The organism is Pseudomonas sp. S37, assembly GCF_016658545.1.
Taxonomy (GTDB): domain Bacteria; phylum Pseudomonadota; class Gammaproteobacteria; order Pseudomonadales; family Pseudomonadaceae; genus Aquipseudomonas.
The window spans coordinates 33,902-49,114 of the sequence record NZ_JACVZC010000033.1; the positions used below are offsets into that span (position 1 = coordinate 33,902).

Genomic DNA, 15,213 nt, shown 5'->3' on the forward strand with positions numbered 1-15,213 from the left:
GTAAACCATGGCTGAAGCAGTCGTCGATAACGCCCCTGCCAAAAGTGGCAAGCCTGCGTCCAAAGCGCCGATCCCGGGCATGGCGTTTCTGGAAAACATTTCGCAGATGCCGATGCTGCGTCAGGTGGGCCTCATGGTCGGCCTGGCGGCCAGCGTGGCGATCGGCTTTGCCGTGGTGCTGTGGTCGCAACAACCCGATTACCGTCCGCTGTACGGCAGCCTGTCGGGCATGGACACCAAGCAGGTCATGGACACCCTGGCCGCTGCCGACATCCCCTATAACGTGGAGCCCAATTCCGGTGCCCTACTGGTCAAGGCCGACGATCTCTCCCGTGCGCGCCTGAAGCTGGCAGCCGCCGGCGTGGCACCCACCGACGGCAACGTCGGTTTCGAACTGCTCGACAAGGAGCAGGGCCTGGGTACCAGCCAGTTCATGGAAGCCACCCGCTACCGCCGCAGCCTGGAAGGCGAGCTGGCGCGTACCGTGTCCAGCCTGAACAATGTCAAGGCTGCGCGCGTGCACCTGGCCATCCCGAAGAGCTCGGTGTTCGTGCGTGACGAACGCAAGCCAAGCGCCTCGGTACTGGTCGAGTTGTACCCGGGCCGCGCCCTGGAAGCCGGGCAGGTGATGGCCATCGTCAACCTGGTCGCCACCAGCGTGCCGGAACTGGACAAGTCCCAGGTCACCGTGGTCGACCAGAAAGGCAACCTGCTGTCCGAGCAGTTGCAGGATTCTGCCCTGACCGAGGCCGGCAAGCAGTACGATTACAGCCGCCGCATGGAAAGCATGCTCACCCAGCGCGTGCGCAACATCCTGCAGCCAGTACTGGGCAATGACCGCTACAAGGCGGAAGTGTCTGCCGACCTGGACTTCAGCGCGGTCGAATCGACTGCCGAACAGTTCAACCCCGACCAGCCGGCGCTGCGCAGCGAGCAGTCGGTCGATGAACAACGTGCCAGCAGCCAGGGCCCGCAAGGTGTACCCGGCGCGCTGAGCAACCAGCCGCCAGGCGCCGCCTCGGCACCGCAAACCACCGGTGGCGCCGCTACCCCGGCTGCGGCCATCCAGCCCGGCCAGCCGCTGGTGGATGCCAACGGCCAGCAGATCATGGACCCGGCCACCGGCCAGCCGATGCTCGCGCCGTACCCGTCAGACAAGCGTCAGCAAAGCACCAAGAACTTCGAACTGGACCGCTCCATCAGCCACACCCGCCAGCAACAGGGGCGCATGACCCGCCTGTCGGTAGCGGTGGTGGTGGATGACCAGGTCAAGATCGACCCGGCCACTGGCGACACTACGCGTGCCCCGTGGGGCGCCGAAGACCTGGCACGCTTCACCCGCCTGGTGCAGGACGCCGTTGGCTTCGACGCCAGCCGTGGCGACAGCGTGACGGTGATCAACGTGCCGTTCGCCGCCGACCGTGGCGAGGAAATTGCCGACATCGCCTTCTACCAGCAGCCGTGGTTCTGGGACATCGTCAAGCAGGTGCTGGGCGTGGTGTTCATCCTGGTGCTGGTGTTCGGTGTGCTGCGGCCGGTGCTGAACAACATTACAGGGGGCGGCAAGCAGGCTGCCTCGGATAGCGACATGGAGCTGGGCGGCATGATCGGTCTGGATGGCGAATTGGCCAACGACCGCGTCAGCCTGGGTGGCCCGACAAGCATTCTGCTGCCTAGCCCGAGCGAGGGTTACGAGGCACAGCTCAACGCAATCAAAGGCCTGGTGGCCGAAGACCCGGGCCGTGTGGCCCAGGTCGTGAAAGACTGGATCAACGCCGATGAGTGACAACCGAGCCGTTACCGCCAAGCTGAGCCGCGTCGACAAAGCGGCGATCCTGTTGCTCTCGCTGGGCGAGACCGATGCGGCCCAGGTACTGCGCCACATGGGGCCCAAGGAAGTGCAGCGGGTGGGTGTGGCCATGGCGCAGATGGGCAATGTGCACCGTGACCAGGTCGAGCAGGTGATGAGCGAGTTCGTCGACATCGTCGGCGACCAGACCAGCCTGGGCGTGGGCTCCGATGCCTACATCCGCAAGATGCTCAACCAGGCCCTGGGCGAGGACAAGGCCAACGGCCTGGTCGACCGGATCCTGCTGGGTGGCAACACCAGCGGCCTGGACAGCCTGAAGTGGATGGAGCCACGCGCCGTGGCTGACGTGATCCGCTACGAGCACCCGCAGATCCAGGCCATCGTGGTCGCCTACCTCGACCCGGACCAGGCCGGTGAAGTGCTGAGCAACTTCGACCACAAGGTGCGGCTGGACATCGTCCTGCGCGTGTCGTCGCTGAACACGGTGCAGCCGGCAGCCCTGAAAGAGCTGAACCAGATCCTCGAGAAGCAGTTCTCGGGCAATTCCAACGCCGCGCGCACCACCCTGGGTGGTATCAAGCGGGCGGCCGACATCATGAACTTCCTCGACAGCTCGGTGGAAGGTGCGCTGATGGACGCGATCCGCGAAATCGACAGCGACCTGTCGGAGCAGATCGAAGACCTGATGTTTGTCTTCAACAACCTGGCCGATGTCGACGACCGCGGTATCCAGGCGCTGCTGCGCGAGGTGTCGTCCGACGTGCTGGTGGTGTCGCTCAAGGGTGCCGACGAGCGGGTCAAGGACAAGATCTTCAAGAACATGTCCAAGCGTGCCTCGGAGCTGCTGCGCGACGACCTGGAGGCCAAGGGGCCGGTGCGGGTCAGCGACGTGGAAACGGCGCAGAAGGAAATCCTCACCATCGCCCGGCGCATGGCCGAGGCCGGCGAGATCGTGCTTGGCGGCAAGGGCGCCGAGGAAATGATCTGATATGTACGCGACCCAGTGGCCGACACTGCCTTTGTAGGAGCGGGTTTACCCGCGAAGGCGTCGGCCCTGGAGATCGAGGTTGTCGCTGCCGACGCATTCGCGGGTAAACCCGCTCCTACAAGGATCGCGTCGGCTGAACATGGTTTGAGAACATGACAGCATGCCCACCAAAGAACACCACCCCAGCGACCTGATCCGCGCCCGCGACCTCGAGGGCGTGGACGTGTGGGCGTTGCCCAGCTTCGACCCGCAACCCGAGTACGTCCCGGAGCCAGAGCCGGAACCTGAAGTGGTTGAGGATGAAATCGAGGAAGTGCCGCTGGAAGAAGTCCAGCCACTGACCTTGGAAGAGCTCGAAGCCATCCGCCAGGAAGCCTATAACGAGGGCTTCGCCACCGGTGAGCGCGAAGGCTTCCACAGCACCCAGCTCAAGGTCCGCCAGGAGGCCGAAGAGGCCCTGAAGGCCAAGCTCGACAGCCTCGAGCGGCTGATGGCCAACCTGATGGAACCGATCGCCGAGCAGGACACGCAGATCGAGAAAACCCTGGTGCACCTGGTCGCGCACATGACCCGCCAGGTGATCGGCCGTGAACTGCGCAGCGACTCCGGCCAGATCACCCAGGTGCTGCGCGAGGCGCTCAAGTTGCTGCCCATGGGCGCCGACAACATCCGCATCCACCTCAACCCGCAGGACTTCGAGCTGGCCAAGGCCCTGCGCGAACGCCATGAAGAAAACTGGCGGCTGCTGGAAGACAGCGCACTGCTGCCCGGTGGTTGCCGTATCGAAACCGCGCACAGCCGCATCGACGCGAGCATGGAAACGCGCATCGAGAAAGCGGTGGCGCAGCTGTTCGACCAGTTGCACGACCATTCCCTGCACCCGGCGGCGCCAGATGTGTCGGTAGACCTGGATGCGCCGGTCGAGCGCGCCGTGAGCAACCCCGATGCGCCTTGAGCGCACCAGCTTCGGCAAGCGCCTGGGCAGCTACGCCGAGGCCATCGAACTGCCGGCCCAGCCCGTCGTCGAGGGCCGCCTGCTGCGCATGGTCGGCCTGACCCTGGAGGCCGAAGGCCTGCGGGCCGCAGTCGGCAGCCGTTGCCTGGTGATCAACGACGACAGCTACCACCCGGTACAGGTCGAAGCCGAAGTCATGGGCTTTGCCGGCCCCAAGGTGTTCCTCATGCCGGTTGGCAGCATTGTCGGCATCGCCCCAGGCGCCCGTGTGGTGCCACTGGATGATGGCGGCCGCTTGCCGATGGGCATGAGCATGCTCGGCCGGGTGCTGGATGGTGCCGGCCGTGCGCTGGATGGCAAGGGCGGGATGAAGGCCGAGGACTGGGTACCGATGGACGGCCCGGTGATCAACCCGCTCAACCGCGACCCCATCAGCAAGCCGCTGGACGTGGGTATCCGCAGCATCAACGGCCTGCTCACGGTCGGCCGTGGCCAGCGCCTGGGCCTGTTCGCCGGTACCGGCGTGGGTAAATCGGTGTTGCTGGGCATGATGACCCGCTTCACCGAAGCCGAAATCATCGTGGTCGGCCTGATCGGTGAGCGGGGCCGCGAAGTGAAGGAGTTCATCGAGCACATTCTTGGTGAAGAGGGCCTCAAGCGCTCGGTGGTGGTTGCCTCGCCTGCCGACGATGCGCCACTGATGCGCCTGCGCGCTGCCATGTACTGCACGCGCATTGCCGAGTACTTCCGCGACAAGGGCAAGAACGTATTGTTGCTGATGGACTCGCTGACCCGTTTTGCCCAGGCCCAGCGGGAAATCGCCCTGGCCATCGGCGAGCCGCCGGCCACGCGCGGTTACCCGCCGTCAGTGTTTGCCAAACTGCCCAAGCTGGTGGAGCGGGCCGGTAACGGCGAACCGGGTGGTGGATCGATCACGGCGTTCTATACCGTGCTGTCCGAAGGTGACGACCAGCAAGACCCGATCGCCGACTCGGCGCGGGGCGTGCTCGACGGCCACTTCGTGCTGTCGCGGCGGCTGGCGGAAGAGGGCCACTACCCGGCGATCGATATCGAAGCCTCGATCAGCCGGGTAATGCCGCAAGTGGTCGATGCCGACCACTTGCGCCAGGCACAGAAGTTCAAGCAGTTGTGGTCACGCCTGTCGCAAAGCCGCGACCTGATCAGCGTGGGCGCCTATGTGGCTGGCGGCGACCCGGAGACCGACCTGGCCATTGCGTTGCAGTCGAGGCTGGTGGAGTTTTTGCGCCAGGGGCTGAGCGAGAACGTGGGCATGGCGCAGAGCCGCGAACAGTTGGGGGCGATCTTCACGCCCCCGGCAGGCTGATAGGCCATGGCACTGCCCGGACGCGCCGTGCGCCTGGCGCCGGTGGTGGACATGGCCGAAGAGGCCGAGCGCAAGGCCGCCCAGCGGCTGGGCCACTTTCAGCAGCAGGTGGCCACGGCCCAGGCCAAGCTGGCCGAGCTGGAGCGCTTTCGCGAGGACTACCAGCTGCAGTGGATCAACCGTGGCGGGCAGGGGGTCAATGGCAGTTGGCTGGTCAATTACCAGCGCTTCCTCGGGCAGCTGGAAACGGCCATGACCCAGCAGCGCCAGAGCCTGGTCTGGCACCAGAACAACCTCAACAACGCCCGTGGCGCCTGGCAGCAGGCCTATGCCCGGGTGGAGGGCTTGCGCAAGCTGGTGCAGCGCTACATGGACGAGGCCCGGCGCGCTGAAGACAAGCGCGAGCAGCGCTTGCTGGACGAGCTGTCCCAGCGCCTGCCGCGGCAGAATCACCTTTAGCCTGTGCCGGCCTCTTCGCGGGTAAACCCGCTCCCACAGTTTCTGCACAATGTTCAAATGGGTGGGAATCCTGTGGGAGCGGGTTTACCCGCGAAGAGGCCGGCACAGGCTAAATCCAGGACCCGACATCCGCTTGCGGCCCCCATCATCGCCTGCTAAACCTTAAAGGTGTTGCATCCGCCATCATCGAAGGAATCGCTAGCATGGCAGTCGAGACTGATTTTTCGCAGGACGGGAAAAAGCTGACGATCAAGATCAAGGGGCGCTTCGATTTCGGCAAGCATCAGGAATTTCGCGATGCCTACGAACGCCAGCCCGACCGGCCCGATTCGGTGGTCGTCGACCTGAGCGATACCACCTACCTCGACAGCTCCGCGCTCGGCATGTTGCTATTGCTGCGTGACCACGCGGGCGGCGATGAATCGGACGTGCGTGTCGTGCACGCCAGCTCCGACGTGCGCAAGATCCTCGCCATTTCCAATTTCGAAAAACTCTTCGATATCAGTTGAGCGCCCGCATGCCTGCCGAACAGGCGTTGACCGTGCTGGTCGCCGAAGACGGTGCCGCCGACCGGCTGCTGCTGGCGCAGATCGTGCGCCGCCAGGGCCACGAGGTGTTCACCGCAGAAAACGGCGAACAGGCCGTGGCGCTGTTTGTCGAGCGGCGCCCGCAGCTGGTGCTGCTGGACGCGCTGATGCCGGTGATGGACGGCTTCGAGGCGGCGCGGCAGATCAAGGCCTTGGCTGGCGAGGCACTGGTGCCGATCATTTTCCTCACCTCGCTGAACGAGGAAGAAGGCCTGGTGCGCTGCCTGGAGGCGGGCGGCGATGACTTCATGGCCAAACCCTACAGTGCGGTAATCCTGGCGGCCAAGATCCGTGCCATGGACCGCCTGCGCCGGTTGCAGGCCACCGTGCTGGAGCAGCGCGACCAGATCACCCGGCATCACCACCACCTGCTCAACGAGCAGCGGGTGGCCAAGGCAGTATTCGACAAGGTTGCCCACTCTGGCTGCCTGTCGGCGCCGAACATCCGCTACCTGCAGTCGCCTTATGCGCTGTTCAATGGCGACCTGATGCTGGCGGCATTCACCCCGGCAGGCGACATGCGCGTGTTGCTCGGCGATTTTACCGGCCACGGCTTGCCGGCGGCGGTGGGCGCCATGCCGCTGGCCGAGGTGTTCTACGGCATGACCGCCAAGGGCTATGGCATGGCGCAGATCCTGCGCGAGATGAACGTCAAGCTCAAGCGTATCCTGCCGGTGGACATGTTCTGCTGCGCGCTGCTGCTCAACCTCAGCATGCAGCGCGGCTCGGTCGAGGTGTGGAATGGCGGCATGCCCGATGGCTATCGTCTGTCGGTGGATGGCCAGGTGCTGTCGGTGCTGAGTTCGCGGCATCTGCCGTTGGGCATTCTCGCCGCCGAGCGCTTCGATGACAGCACCGAAGTGCTGCCGATGGCGCCGGGCGAGCGCCTGTTGTTGCTGTCGGATGGCGTGCTCGATACTGCCGATGACCAGGAGCGCCTGTTCGGCGTGCAGCGCCTGCGTGCGGTGCTGGCCGACAACCGTGAGCCGGCGCAGCTGTTCGACGAGCTGATGCAGGCTCTGGAGCGTTTTGGCGGGCGCCCGCGCGATGACATCAGCTTGTGCGACATTCGCATGTTCGGCGCCGAAGAGCGGGTGCCGGCGCCCATGATCTACGCTGATAGCGGCCGCTCAAGCCCGCTGGACTGGTCGCTGGGCTTCGAGGTGCGTGGCGAGAGCCTGAAACGCTTCAACCCGGTCCCGTACCTGGTGCAGTTGCTGCAGGAAATTCACGGCCTGCGCGCGCGTACCGGCAACCTGCACAGCGTGCTCAGCGAGCTGTACTCCAACGCCCTGGAGCATGGTGTGCTCGGGCTGGACTCGCAGTTGAAAAGCGATGTTCAGGGCTTTGCCGACTATTATCAGGAGCGCGCCCGGCGCCTGGGTTCGTTGACCGATGGTTTTGTAAGCATCAATTTCAAGGTTGAACCCCATGGCGACGGCGGGCGTCTGATGATCGAGGTCCGCGACAGTGGTGCCGGTTTTGATGTGCAGCGGGTGCTGGCGCGGCCTGCGCGGGACCAGGGGCTGAGCGGTCGTGGCCTGAACCTGGTACAGCGGCTGGCCAGTGAGGCGCGCTGGAGTGAGGGTGGGCGTTGCGCGCATGCGGCGTTCGTATGGTGAGCCACTGGGTGGCTCGGGCATAATCTGGCTTGATCAAGGAGTGAACAAGTGACTGACATGCATATTGACCACAAGGTACTCAGTGACCTGCGTGAGGTCATGGAGGATGGCTACCTGCAGTTGGTGCAGACGTTTCTCGACGACTCGGAGCGCCGCCTGGGCCAGCTGCACGCGGCCAAGAGCGCCGAGGAGCTTGGCGCGGCCGCCCACAGTTTCAAGGGCAGCAGCAGCAACATGGGCGCGGTGGCCCTGGCCAGCCTGTGCCAGCAGCTGGAAGAGCGTGCTCGGCGACCCCCGCTTTATGGCATTGAAGACCTGATCAGCCGCATCGATCAGGAATTCATCGAGGTACAGCGCTTCTATCGTGGTGAGCAACAGCGTATTTCCGCAGGCTGATGCGCGAGTTGGCGCGAGTCTTGCTTTTCTCTGCCCGGATGATTTTCAAGTTCCTGGCGCGGAGACCGCTCGATGCCTGTCGCACCCAACCCTTTGTTGCAAGCCAATGCCATTGCCAGCGCCTCGCGTTCGGCCGCCGTACAGGCGGACAAACCGCAGCAGGCGCGGGGCGACAAGGGTGATGGCTTTGGCCAGGTGATGGCCAGGCAGGGGCGCGACAAGGCTGCCGGGGCGGAGGACAAGGTGGCCCAGGCCAAGCCCAAGGACAAGCCTGATGCGGCGGCGGGCGGCAAGAAAGACCCGGCCGACAAAAACGCTGTTGCCGATGACGGCAACAAATTGCCAGCAGACGATGCGGCCCAGGCTGATACCGGCTTGCGTGACGCCAGCCTGGTAGCCGGGCAGGTCACCGACGCCCAGCCGGGCGCGCAACTGATCCAGGCCCAGGCCGAGGCGGTAGCGCCGGTGCTGCAGGCCGCTACGGCGCAACCCCAGGTAGCGCTGCCAGAAGAGCCGCCTGTCGAAGAAGCCTTCGACCCGGATGCCGACCCCTTGGCCAACCTGCCAACCCTGCGCCTGGCGCTGGAGCATAGCGCCCAGGCCAAGGGCAGTACCTCGGCACACGCCCTTGATCCTTCACAGGCTCAAGGCGAGGACGGGCGGGCTGCCGTCAATACCTTGGCGAATCTGGTCGAGAATGCCGAGGGCGATAGCGGCGAGCCGGGTGACAAGGCCTTCGGCGCCTTGCTCGAAGATGGCCTGAAGGACACCAAGAGCGCCAGCAGCGACACCCGTATCGACGATTTCGCCAACCGCCTGGCCAGCCTGACCCAGGCAGCCACGGCCAAGACCGCCAACGCCGTGCCGGCCAGTGCCAGCCCACTGCACCAGCCGTTGCCGATGAACCAGAACGCCTGGGCCGAGGGTTTGGTGAACCGGGTCATGTACCTGTCCAGCCAGAACCTCAAGTCGGCCGACATCCAGCTGGAGCCGGCCGAGCTGGGCCGCCTGGACATTCGCGTCAATGTTGCGGCGGACCAGGCCACCCAAGTCACCTTCATCAGCGGCCACGCCGGGGTGCGTGACGCCCTCGACAGCCAGGTTCACCGCCTGCGCGAGCTGTTCGCCCAGCAGGGGCTGGCCCAGCCGGATGTCAACGTTGCCGACCAGTCGCGTGGGCAGCAGCAACAGCAGGCGCAAGCGCAGGCGCAGGGCAGCAACCTGTCCGGGGTGGCTGCGCGCCGGGCCGAGCAGGGGGGCGGTGAGGTGGCCGACAGTGCCCGGCCTGTGGAGCAGCAGGTGGTTGTGGGTGACAGTGCGGTCGATTATTACGCGTGACCCTGGTTTTCGCTGTGCCGGCCTCTTCGCGGGTAAACCCGCTCCCACAGGATTTCCACTGGCCTGGAGTGCTGTGCAGTACCTGTAGGAGCGGGTTCACCCGCGAAGAAGCCAGCACAGTTGTCCCTGCTGAAACCTCCCTTCGGTAAAATCTGGCATAACACTTGCTCAAGCCAAGCCATCCTCCCTTGAACCCCCGATGGACGACGGATTATTGGCATGGCGAATAGCGAAGCAGTCAAAGACCCCGCCACTAAAGGCAAACTCAAGCTGATCATCATGGCCGTGGTAGGCCTGTTGCTGGCGATCGGCCTTTCGGTGGGCGCTACCTGGTTCATCATGCACAAGAGCGAGCCGGCGCCGGCCGCCGAAGCCGCAGCCAGCAACGTCAAGCCTGCGGCCATCTACGAGGCGCTGACCCCGGCCTTCGTGGTCAACTTCAACCAGAACGGCCGCCAGCGCTACATGCAGGTGAGCATCGCCATGCAGGCGCGCAACCAGGCTGACCTGGACGCGCTCAAGGTGCACATGCCGGTGATTCGCAACAACCTGGTGATGATGTTCTCCGGGCAAGGTTTCGACACCCTCGCCAGCAGCCCGGTAGGCCAGGAAATGCTGCGCCAGAAAGCAACCGCAGTGGTTCAGGAAGTGGCGCAGAAGGAACTTGGCAAGCCGGTCATCGACCAGCTGCTGTTCACCAATTTCGTATTGCAGTAGGAGTCCGCAATGGCCGTACAGGACCTGCTGTCCCAGGATGAGATCGATGCCCTGTTGCATGGCGTCGACGACGGGCTGGTGCAGACCGAGAGTGCATCCGAGCCAGGCAGCATCAAAAGCTACGACCTGACCAGCCAGGACCGTATCGTGCGGGGTCGCATGCCGACCCTGGAAATGATCAACGAGCGTTTCGCCCGTTACACCCGTATCAGCATGTTCAACCTGCTGCGCCGTTCGGCCGACGTGGCCGTGGGTGGCGTGCAGGTGATGAAGTTCGGCGAGTACGTGCATTCGCTGTATGTGCCGACCAGCCTCAACCTGGTCAAGATCAAGCCACTGCGTGGTACTTCGCTGTTCATCCTCGACGCCAAGCTGGTGTTCAAGCTGGTGGACAACTTCTTCGGCGGCGATGGCCGCCACGCCAAGATCGAAGGCCGCGAGTTCACCCCGACCGAACTGCGTGTGGTGCGCATGGTGCTGGACCAGTGCTTCGTCGACCTCAAGGAAGCCTGGCAGGCGATCATGCCGGTGTCCTTCGAATACATGAACTCCGAGGTCAACCCGGCCATGGCCAACATCGTCGGCCCCAGCGAGGCAGTGGTGGTTTCCACCTTCCACATTGAGCTGGACGGTGGTGGCGGCGACCTGCACGTGACCATGCCGTACTCGATGATCGAGCCGGTGCGGGAAATGCTCGACGCCGGTTTCCAGTCCGACCTGGACGACCAGGACGAGCGTTGGGTCAAGGCCCTGCGCGAAGATGTGCTGGATGTGGCCGTGCCAATGACCGCCACGGTTGCCCGGCGCCAGCTGAAGCTGCGCGACATCCTGCACATGCAGCCTGGCGATGTGATCCCGGTGGAGCTGCCCGAGCACCTGGTGCTGCGCGCCAACGGCGTGCCGGCGTTCAAGGCTCGGCTGGGCTCGCACAAGGGCAACCTGGCCCTGCAGATCATCGACCCGATCGAACGCCGCTGACGGCGTGCCGGTCGCTTACAACGAATTGAATGCCTGTCGAGGAAACCATGGCTAACGAAAACGAGATCACCTCCCCAGAGGACCAGGCGCTGGCCGATGAGTGGGCTGCCGCGCTGGAAGAAACCGGTGCTGCCGGCCAGGCCGACATCGATGCACTGCTGGGCGGTGACACCGGCAGCAGCGGTGGCCCCGGCCGCCTGCCGATGGAAGAGTTCGCCAGCTCGCCGAAGCCGAACGAAAACGTCAGCCTCGAAGGCCCGAACCTGGACGTGATCCTGGACATCCCGGTGAACATTTCCATGGAAGTGGGCAGCACCGAGATCAATATCCGCAACCTGCTGCAGCTCAACCAGGGCTCGGTGATCGAACTCGACCGCCTGGCCGGCGAGCCACTCGACGTGCTGGTCAACGGCACGCTGATCGCCCATGGCGAAGTGGTCGTGGTCAACGAGAAGTTCGGCATCCGCCTGACCGACGTGATCAGCCCTAGCGAACGCATCAAGAAGCTGCGCTGAGTGAAGGGCACGATGCGCGCCATCGCGGCGCTTGCCGCGCTGCTGGTCAGCCACGCCTGCCTGGCCGCCGCCACGCCAGCCGCCACCCCGGTGGCTGCGCCGGGCAGCCTCGGCGGGCAGCTGGCACAGATGGTCTTTGGCCTGCTGCTGGTGGTGGGCCTGATCTTCTTTCTGGCCTGGCTGCTGCGGCGCCTGCAGAGCACGGCGGTGAAGGGCGGGCAGGTGATCGAGATTGTCGGCAGCCGGGCCATTGGCCCGCGTGACCGCCTGCTGCTGGTGCAGGTGGGCAAGGAGCAGATCCTGATCGGCCATACCCCCGGCAGCATCGAGGCCCTGCATGTGCTGGCCGAACCTGTGCAAGTGCCGGATAACGCCCGTCAGGCGACGCCGGAGTTTGCCCAGCGGTTGATCGAGTTGATGGGCAAGAACCCTAAGGACAACAAGTGATGAGCGGCGCGCTGCGTACGTTGTTGGGCCCGTTGCTGGCGGTGGCGTTGCTGCTGGCCGCGCCATTGGCCCTGGCCGCCGACCCGCTGTCGATCCCGGCCATTACCCTGTCCAATACTGCGGACGGGCAGCAGGAATATTCGGTCAGCCTGCAAATCCTGCTGATCATGACTGCGCTGAGCTTCATCCCGGCGTTCGTCATCCTGATGACCAGCTTCACCCGTATCATCATCGTGTTCTCGATCCTGCGCCAGGCCCTGGGCCTGCAGCAGACACCGTCGAATCAGTTGCTGACCGGCATGGCGCTGTTCCTGACCATGTTCATCATGGCCCCGGTGTTCGACCGGGTGAACCAGGACGCTTTGCAGCCCTACCTGAAAGAGCAGATGACCGCCCAGCAGGCCATCGACAAGGCCCAGGGGCCGCTCAAGGACTTCATGCTGGCGCAAACCCGGCAAAGCGACCTCGACCTGTTCATGCGCCTGTCCAAGCGCACCGACATCGCCGGCCCCGACCAGGTGCCGCTGACCATTCTGGTGCCAGCGTTCGTCACCTCTGAGCTGAAGACCGCGTTCCAGATCGGCTTCATGATCTTCATCCCGTTCCTGATCATCGACATGGTGGTGGCCAGTGTGCTGATGGCCATGGGTATGATGATGCTGTCGCCGCTGATCATCTCGTTGCCGTTCAAGATCATGCTGTTCGTGCTGGTCGATGGCTGGGCGCTGATCATGGGTACCCTGGCCAGCAGTTTCGGCGGCGTCTGACGCCGTCAAGGAGAGCCGCCGATGACACCTGAAGTCGCTGTCGACCTGTTCCGTGATGCCCTGTGGCTGACCACCCTGATGGTGGCCGTGCTGGTGGTGCCGAGCCTGCTGGTGGGCCTGGTGGTGGCGATGTTCCAGGCCGCCACGCAGATCAACGAACAGACCCTGAGCTTTCTGCCGCGCCTGTTGGTGATGCTGATCACCCTGATCGTTGCCGGGCCGTGGCTGGTGCAGAAATTCATGGAATACATCACCACACTCTACACCAACATTCCGCAGCTGATAGGTTGATGCGGCGATGCTGGAGCTGACCGACACGCAGATCGGCACCTGGGTCGCCACCTTCATCCTGCCGTTGTTCAGGGTGACGGCGGTGTTGATGACCATGCCGATCTTCGGTACCCGCATGCTGCCGGCGCGGGTCCGCCTGTACGTGGCCGTGGCCATTACCGTGGTCATCGTGCCGGCGTTGCCACCGCTGCCCGAATTCGACCCGTTGAGCCTGAATGGCCTGCTGCTGTGCGCCGAGCAGATCATTGTGGGTGCGCTGTTCGGCCTGGCGCTGCAGTTGCTGTTCCAGACGTTCGTGATTGCCGGGCAGATTGTCGCGGTGCAGATGGGCATGGCCTTCGCGTCCATGGTCGACCCCGCCAACGGCGTCAACGTCACGGTGATCAGCCAGTTCATGACCATGCTGGTGAGCGTGCTGTTCCTGCTGATGAACGGCCATCTGGTGGTGTTCGAGGTATTGACGGAAAGCTTTACCACCTTGCCGGTGGGCAGCGCGCTGGTGGTCAACCACTTCTGGGAGCTGGCCGGGCGCATGGGTTGGGTATTCGCGGCAGGCTTGCTGCTGATCCTGCCGGTAATTGCCGCCTTGCTGGTGGTGAACATCGCCTTCGGCGTGATGACCCGCGCCGCGCCGCAGCTGAACATTTTCTCTATCGGTTTTCCGCTGACCCTGGTCATGGGCATGGTGGTTTTCTGGATTGGCCTGGCCGATATCCTCTCCCACTATCAGGCATTGGCCAGCGAAGCGCTGCAATGGCTGCGTGAACTGGCAAGGGCGCGCTGAGCATGGCAGAAAGCGAGAGCGGCCAGGACAAGACAGAAGAGCCCACCGACAAGCGCAAGCGCACTGCCCGCGAGAAAGGCGAGATCGCGCGCTCCAAGGAGCTGAACACGGTGGCGGTGACACTGGCGGGTGCCGGTGGTTTGCTGGCTTTTGGCGGCCACCTGGCTGAAACCTTGCTGGCCATCATGCACATGAACTTCAGCCTGACCCGCGACATGATCGTCGATGAGCGGGCCATGGCGGCTTTCTTGCTGGCGTCGGGCAAGATGGCCATCTGGGCGGTGCAGCCGATCCTGGTCCTGCTATTCGTGGTTGCCTTCATCGGGCCAATCGCGTTGGGCGGTTTCCTGTTCTCCGGTAGCTTGCTGCAGCCGAAGTTCAGCCGCATGAACCCCTTGTCGGGCATCAAGCGCATGTTCTCGGTCAATGCCCTGACCGAGCTGCTCAAGGCGTTGGCCAAGTTCTTCGTGATTCTGGTGGTTGCGGTGGTGGTGCTGTCCAATGACCGCCAGGCGCTGCTGGCGATCGCCAATGAGCCGCTGGAGCAGGCGATCATTCACAGCCTGCAAGTGGTGGGCTGGAGTGCCTTGTGGATGGCCGCCGGGTTGCTGCTGATTGCTGCGGCGGACGTTCCGTTCCAGCTGTACCAGGCGCACCAGAAGCTGAAAATGACCAAGCAGGAAGTCAAGGACGAATACAAGGACAGCGAGGGCAAGCCTGAGGTCAAGCAGCGCATTCGTCAGCTGCAGCGGGAGGCATCGCAGCGGCGCATGATGGCCGCAATACCCGATGCAGACGTGATCATCACCAACCCGACCCACTATGCGGTGGCCTTGCAGTATGACCCGGAGAAGGGTGGGGTGGCGCCGTTGCTGTTGGCCAAGGGCACGGATTTCGTGGCCTTGAAGATTCGCGAGATTGGCGTGGAGCACAAGGTTCAGATCCTCGAGTCGCCGGCGCTGGCGCGGGCGATCTACTACTCCACCGAAATCGAGCAGGAAATCCCCGCCGGCCTGTACCTGGCGGTGGCGCAGGTGCTGGCCTATGTGTTCCAGATCCGCCAGTACCGCGCGGGCAAGGGCAAGCGGCCGGAGCCTTTGAAAGAAGACCTCCCGATCCCGCCTGATTTGCGCCGCGACAGTTGAGCATAGCCCTTTCGCGGACTCTGTAGGAGCGGGGGGGGGGGGGGGGGGGGGGGGGGGGGGGGGGGGGGG

At 64.1% G+C, this 15,213-nt stretch carries 17 protein-coding genes; all 17 read left to right on the forward strand.

Annotated features, from left to right (window positions below; all coding sequences use genetic code 11):
- Nucleotides 1-7: 7 nt before the first annotated feature.
- The 17 genes from fliF to flhB all read left to right on the forward strand — a co-directional run bounded on the left by fliF (nt 8) and on the right by flhB (nt 15,144).
- Complete coding sequence (gene fliF / locus IAE39_RS13150; RefSeq protein ID WP_201202992.1) at nt 8-1,786, forward strand: flagellar basal-body MS-ring/collar protein FliF; 1,779 nt, start codon at nt 8-10, stop codon at nt 1,784-1,786.
- Entirely contained in the window at nt 1,779-2,798 is a 1,020-nt protein-coding gene (gene fliG / locus IAE39_RS13155; protein ID WP_003254434.1) for a flagellar motor switch protein FliG, read from the forward strand. The genes fliF and fliG overlap by 8 nt, the downstream gene beginning before the upstream one ends.
- A 160-nt stretch (nt 2,799-2,958) precedes the next feature.
- The gene (fliH, locus tag IAE39_RS13160) at nt 2,959-3,753 is read left to right on the forward strand and encodes a flagellar assembly protein FliH (protein ID WP_201202994.1); all 795 of its coding nucleotides are present in this window, start codon (nt 2,959-2,961) and stop codon (nt 3,751-3,753) included.
- Nucleotides 3,743-5,098: a flagellar protein export ATPase FliI gene (gene fliI, locus IAE39_RS13165; RefSeq protein WP_201202995.1), complete on the forward strand. Its 1,356-nt coding sequence runs from the start codon at nt 3,743-3,745 to the stop codon at nt 5,096-5,098. Before fliH ends, fliI begins: the two co-directional genes overlap by 11 nt.
- A gap of 6 nt (nt 5,099-5,104) precedes the next feature.
- Entirely contained in the window at nt 5,105-5,557 is a 453-nt protein-coding gene (gene fliJ, locus IAE39_RS13170; protein ID WP_201202997.1) for a flagellar export protein FliJ, read from the forward strand.
- Nucleotides 5,558-5,760: 203 nt separating this feature from the next.
- Nucleotides 5,761-6,066 carry an STAS domain-containing protein gene (locus IAE39_RS13175; protein ID WP_201202999.1) on the forward strand — a complete coding sequence of 102 codons (306 nt, stop codon included), beginning with the start codon at nt 5,761-5,763 and terminating at the stop codon, nt 6,064-6,066.
- 8 nt (nt 6,067-6,074) lie between these two features.
- Entirely contained in the window at nt 6,075-7,766 is a 1,692-nt protein-coding gene (locus IAE39_RS13180; protein WP_201203007.1) for a fused response regulator/phosphatase, read from the forward strand.
- A 48-nt stretch (nt 7,767-7,814) separates the two neighbouring features.
- Entirely contained in the window at nt 7,815-8,162 is a 348-nt protein-coding gene (locus IAE39_RS13185; protein WP_201203009.1) for an Hpt domain-containing protein, read from the forward strand.
- 72 nt (nt 8,163-8,234) lie between these two features.
- Nucleotides 8,235-9,500: a flagellar hook-length control protein FliK gene (locus tag IAE39_RS13190; protein ID WP_201203011.1), complete on the forward strand. Its 1,266-nt coding sequence runs from the start codon at nt 8,235-8,237 to the stop codon at nt 9,498-9,500.
- Nucleotides 9,501-9,719: 219 nt separating this feature from the next.
- Nucleotides 9,720-10,217, forward strand: a complete 498-nt coding sequence (gene fliL, locus IAE39_RS13195; protein ID WP_201203013.1) for a flagellar basal body-associated protein FliL — start codon at nt 9,720-9,722, stop codon at nt 10,215-10,217.
- 9 nt (nt 10,218-10,226) lie between these two features.
- A complete protein-coding gene (fliM, locus tag IAE39_RS13200) occupies nt 10,227-11,195 on the forward strand; it encodes a flagellar motor switch protein FliM (protein ID WP_003254418.1) in 969 nt (322 codons plus the stop codon).
- Nucleotides 11,196-11,242: 47 nt separating this feature from the next.
- Entirely contained in the window at nt 11,243-11,710 is a 468-nt protein-coding gene (gene fliN / locus IAE39_RS13205; protein ID WP_201203015.1) for a flagellar motor switch protein FliN, read from the forward strand.
- Between the two features lie 12 nt (nt 11,711-11,722).
- Complete coding sequence (gene fliO / locus IAE39_RS13210) at nt 11,723-12,157, forward strand: flagellar biosynthetic protein FliO (RefSeq protein WP_201203016.1); 435 nt, start codon at nt 11,723-11,725, stop codon at nt 12,155-12,157.
- Complete coding sequence (gene fliP / locus IAE39_RS13215) at nt 12,157-12,924, forward strand: flagellar type III secretion system pore protein FliP (RefSeq protein ID WP_156858286.1); 768 nt, start codon at nt 12,157-12,159, stop codon at nt 12,922-12,924. The genes fliO and fliP overlap by 1 nt, the downstream gene beginning before the upstream one ends.
- Before the next feature lie 21 nt (nt 12,925-12,945).
- A complete protein-coding gene (fliQ, locus tag IAE39_RS13220) occupies nt 12,946-13,215 on the forward strand; it encodes a flagellar biosynthesis protein FliQ (RefSeq protein ID WP_012273497.1) in 270 nt (89 codons plus the stop codon).
- A gap of 7 nt (nt 13,216-13,222) precedes the next feature.
- The gene (fliR, locus tag IAE39_RS13225; RefSeq protein ID WP_201203018.1) at nt 13,223-13,999 is read left to right on the forward strand and encodes a flagellar biosynthetic protein FliR; all 777 of its coding nucleotides are present in this window, start codon (nt 13,223-13,225) and stop codon (nt 13,997-13,999) included.
- Between the two features lie 2 nt (nt 14,000-14,001).
- Nucleotides 14,002-15,144 carry a flagellar biosynthesis protein FlhB gene (flhB, locus tag IAE39_RS13230; RefSeq protein ID WP_201203026.1) on the forward strand — a complete coding sequence of 381 codons (1,143 nt, stop codon included), beginning with the start codon at nt 14,002-14,004 and terminating at the stop codon, nt 15,142-15,144.
- Nucleotides 15,145-15,213 lie beyond the last annotated feature (69 nt).

Excerpts from the sequence above, each read along its gene's own strand:
- fliF (WP_201202992.1), top strand. The coding sequence starts at position 8 with ATGGCTGAAGCAGTCGTCGATAACGCCCCTGCCAAAAGTGGCAAGCCT.
- fliG (WP_003254434.1), top strand. The coding sequence starts at position 1,779 with ATGAGTGACAACCGAGCCGTTACCGCCAAGCTGAGCCGCGTCGACAAA.
- fliH (WP_201202994.1), top strand. The coding sequence starts at position 2,959 with ATGCCCACCAAAGAACACCACCCCAGCGACCTGATCCGCGCCCGCGAC.
- fliI (WP_201202995.1), top strand. The coding sequence starts at position 3,743 with ATGCGCCTTGAGCGCACCAGCTTCGGCAAGCGCCTGGGCAGCTACGCC.
- fliJ (WP_201202997.1), top strand. The coding sequence starts at position 5,105 with ATGGCACTGCCCGGACGCGCCGTGCGCCTGGCGCCGGTGGTGGACATG.
- IAE39_RS13175 (WP_201202999.1), top strand. The coding sequence starts at position 5,761 with ATGGCAGTCGAGACTGATTTTTCGCAGGACGGGAAAAAGCTGACGATC.
- IAE39_RS13180 (WP_201203007.1), top strand. The coding sequence starts at position 6,075 with ATGCCTGCCGAACAGGCGTTGACCGTGCTGGTCGCCGAAGACGGTGCC.
- IAE39_RS13190 (WP_201203011.1), top strand. The coding sequence starts at position 8,235 with ATGCCTGTCGCACCCAACCCTTTGTTGCAAGCCAATGCCATTGCCAGC.
- fliL (WP_201203013.1), top strand. The coding sequence starts at position 9,720 with ATGGCGAATAGCGAAGCAGTCAAAGACCCCGCCACTAAAGGCAAACTC.
- fliM (WP_003254418.1), top strand. The coding sequence starts at position 10,227 with ATGGCCGTACAGGACCTGCTGTCCCAGGATGAGATCGATGCCCTGTTG.
- fliN (WP_201203015.1), top strand. The coding sequence starts at position 11,243 with ATGGCTAACGAAAACGAGATCACCTCCCCAGAGGACCAGGCGCTGGCC.
- fliO (WP_201203016.1), top strand. The coding sequence starts at position 11,723 with ATGCGCGCCATCGCGGCGCTTGCCGCGCTGCTGGTCAGCCACGCCTGC.
- fliP (WP_156858286.1), top strand. The coding sequence starts at position 12,157 with ATGAGCGGCGCGCTGCGTACGTTGTTGGGCCCGTTGCTGGCGGTGGCG.
- fliQ (WP_012273497.1), top strand. The coding sequence starts at position 12,946 with ATGACACCTGAAGTCGCTGTCGACCTGTTCCGTGATGCCCTGTGGCTG.
- fliR (WP_201203018.1), top strand. The coding sequence starts at position 13,223 with ATGCTGGAGCTGACCGACACGCAGATCGGCACCTGGGTCGCCACCTTC.
- flhB (WP_201203026.1), top strand. The coding sequence starts at position 14,002 with ATGGCAGAAAGCGAGAGCGGCCAGGACAAGACAGAAGAGCCCACCGAC.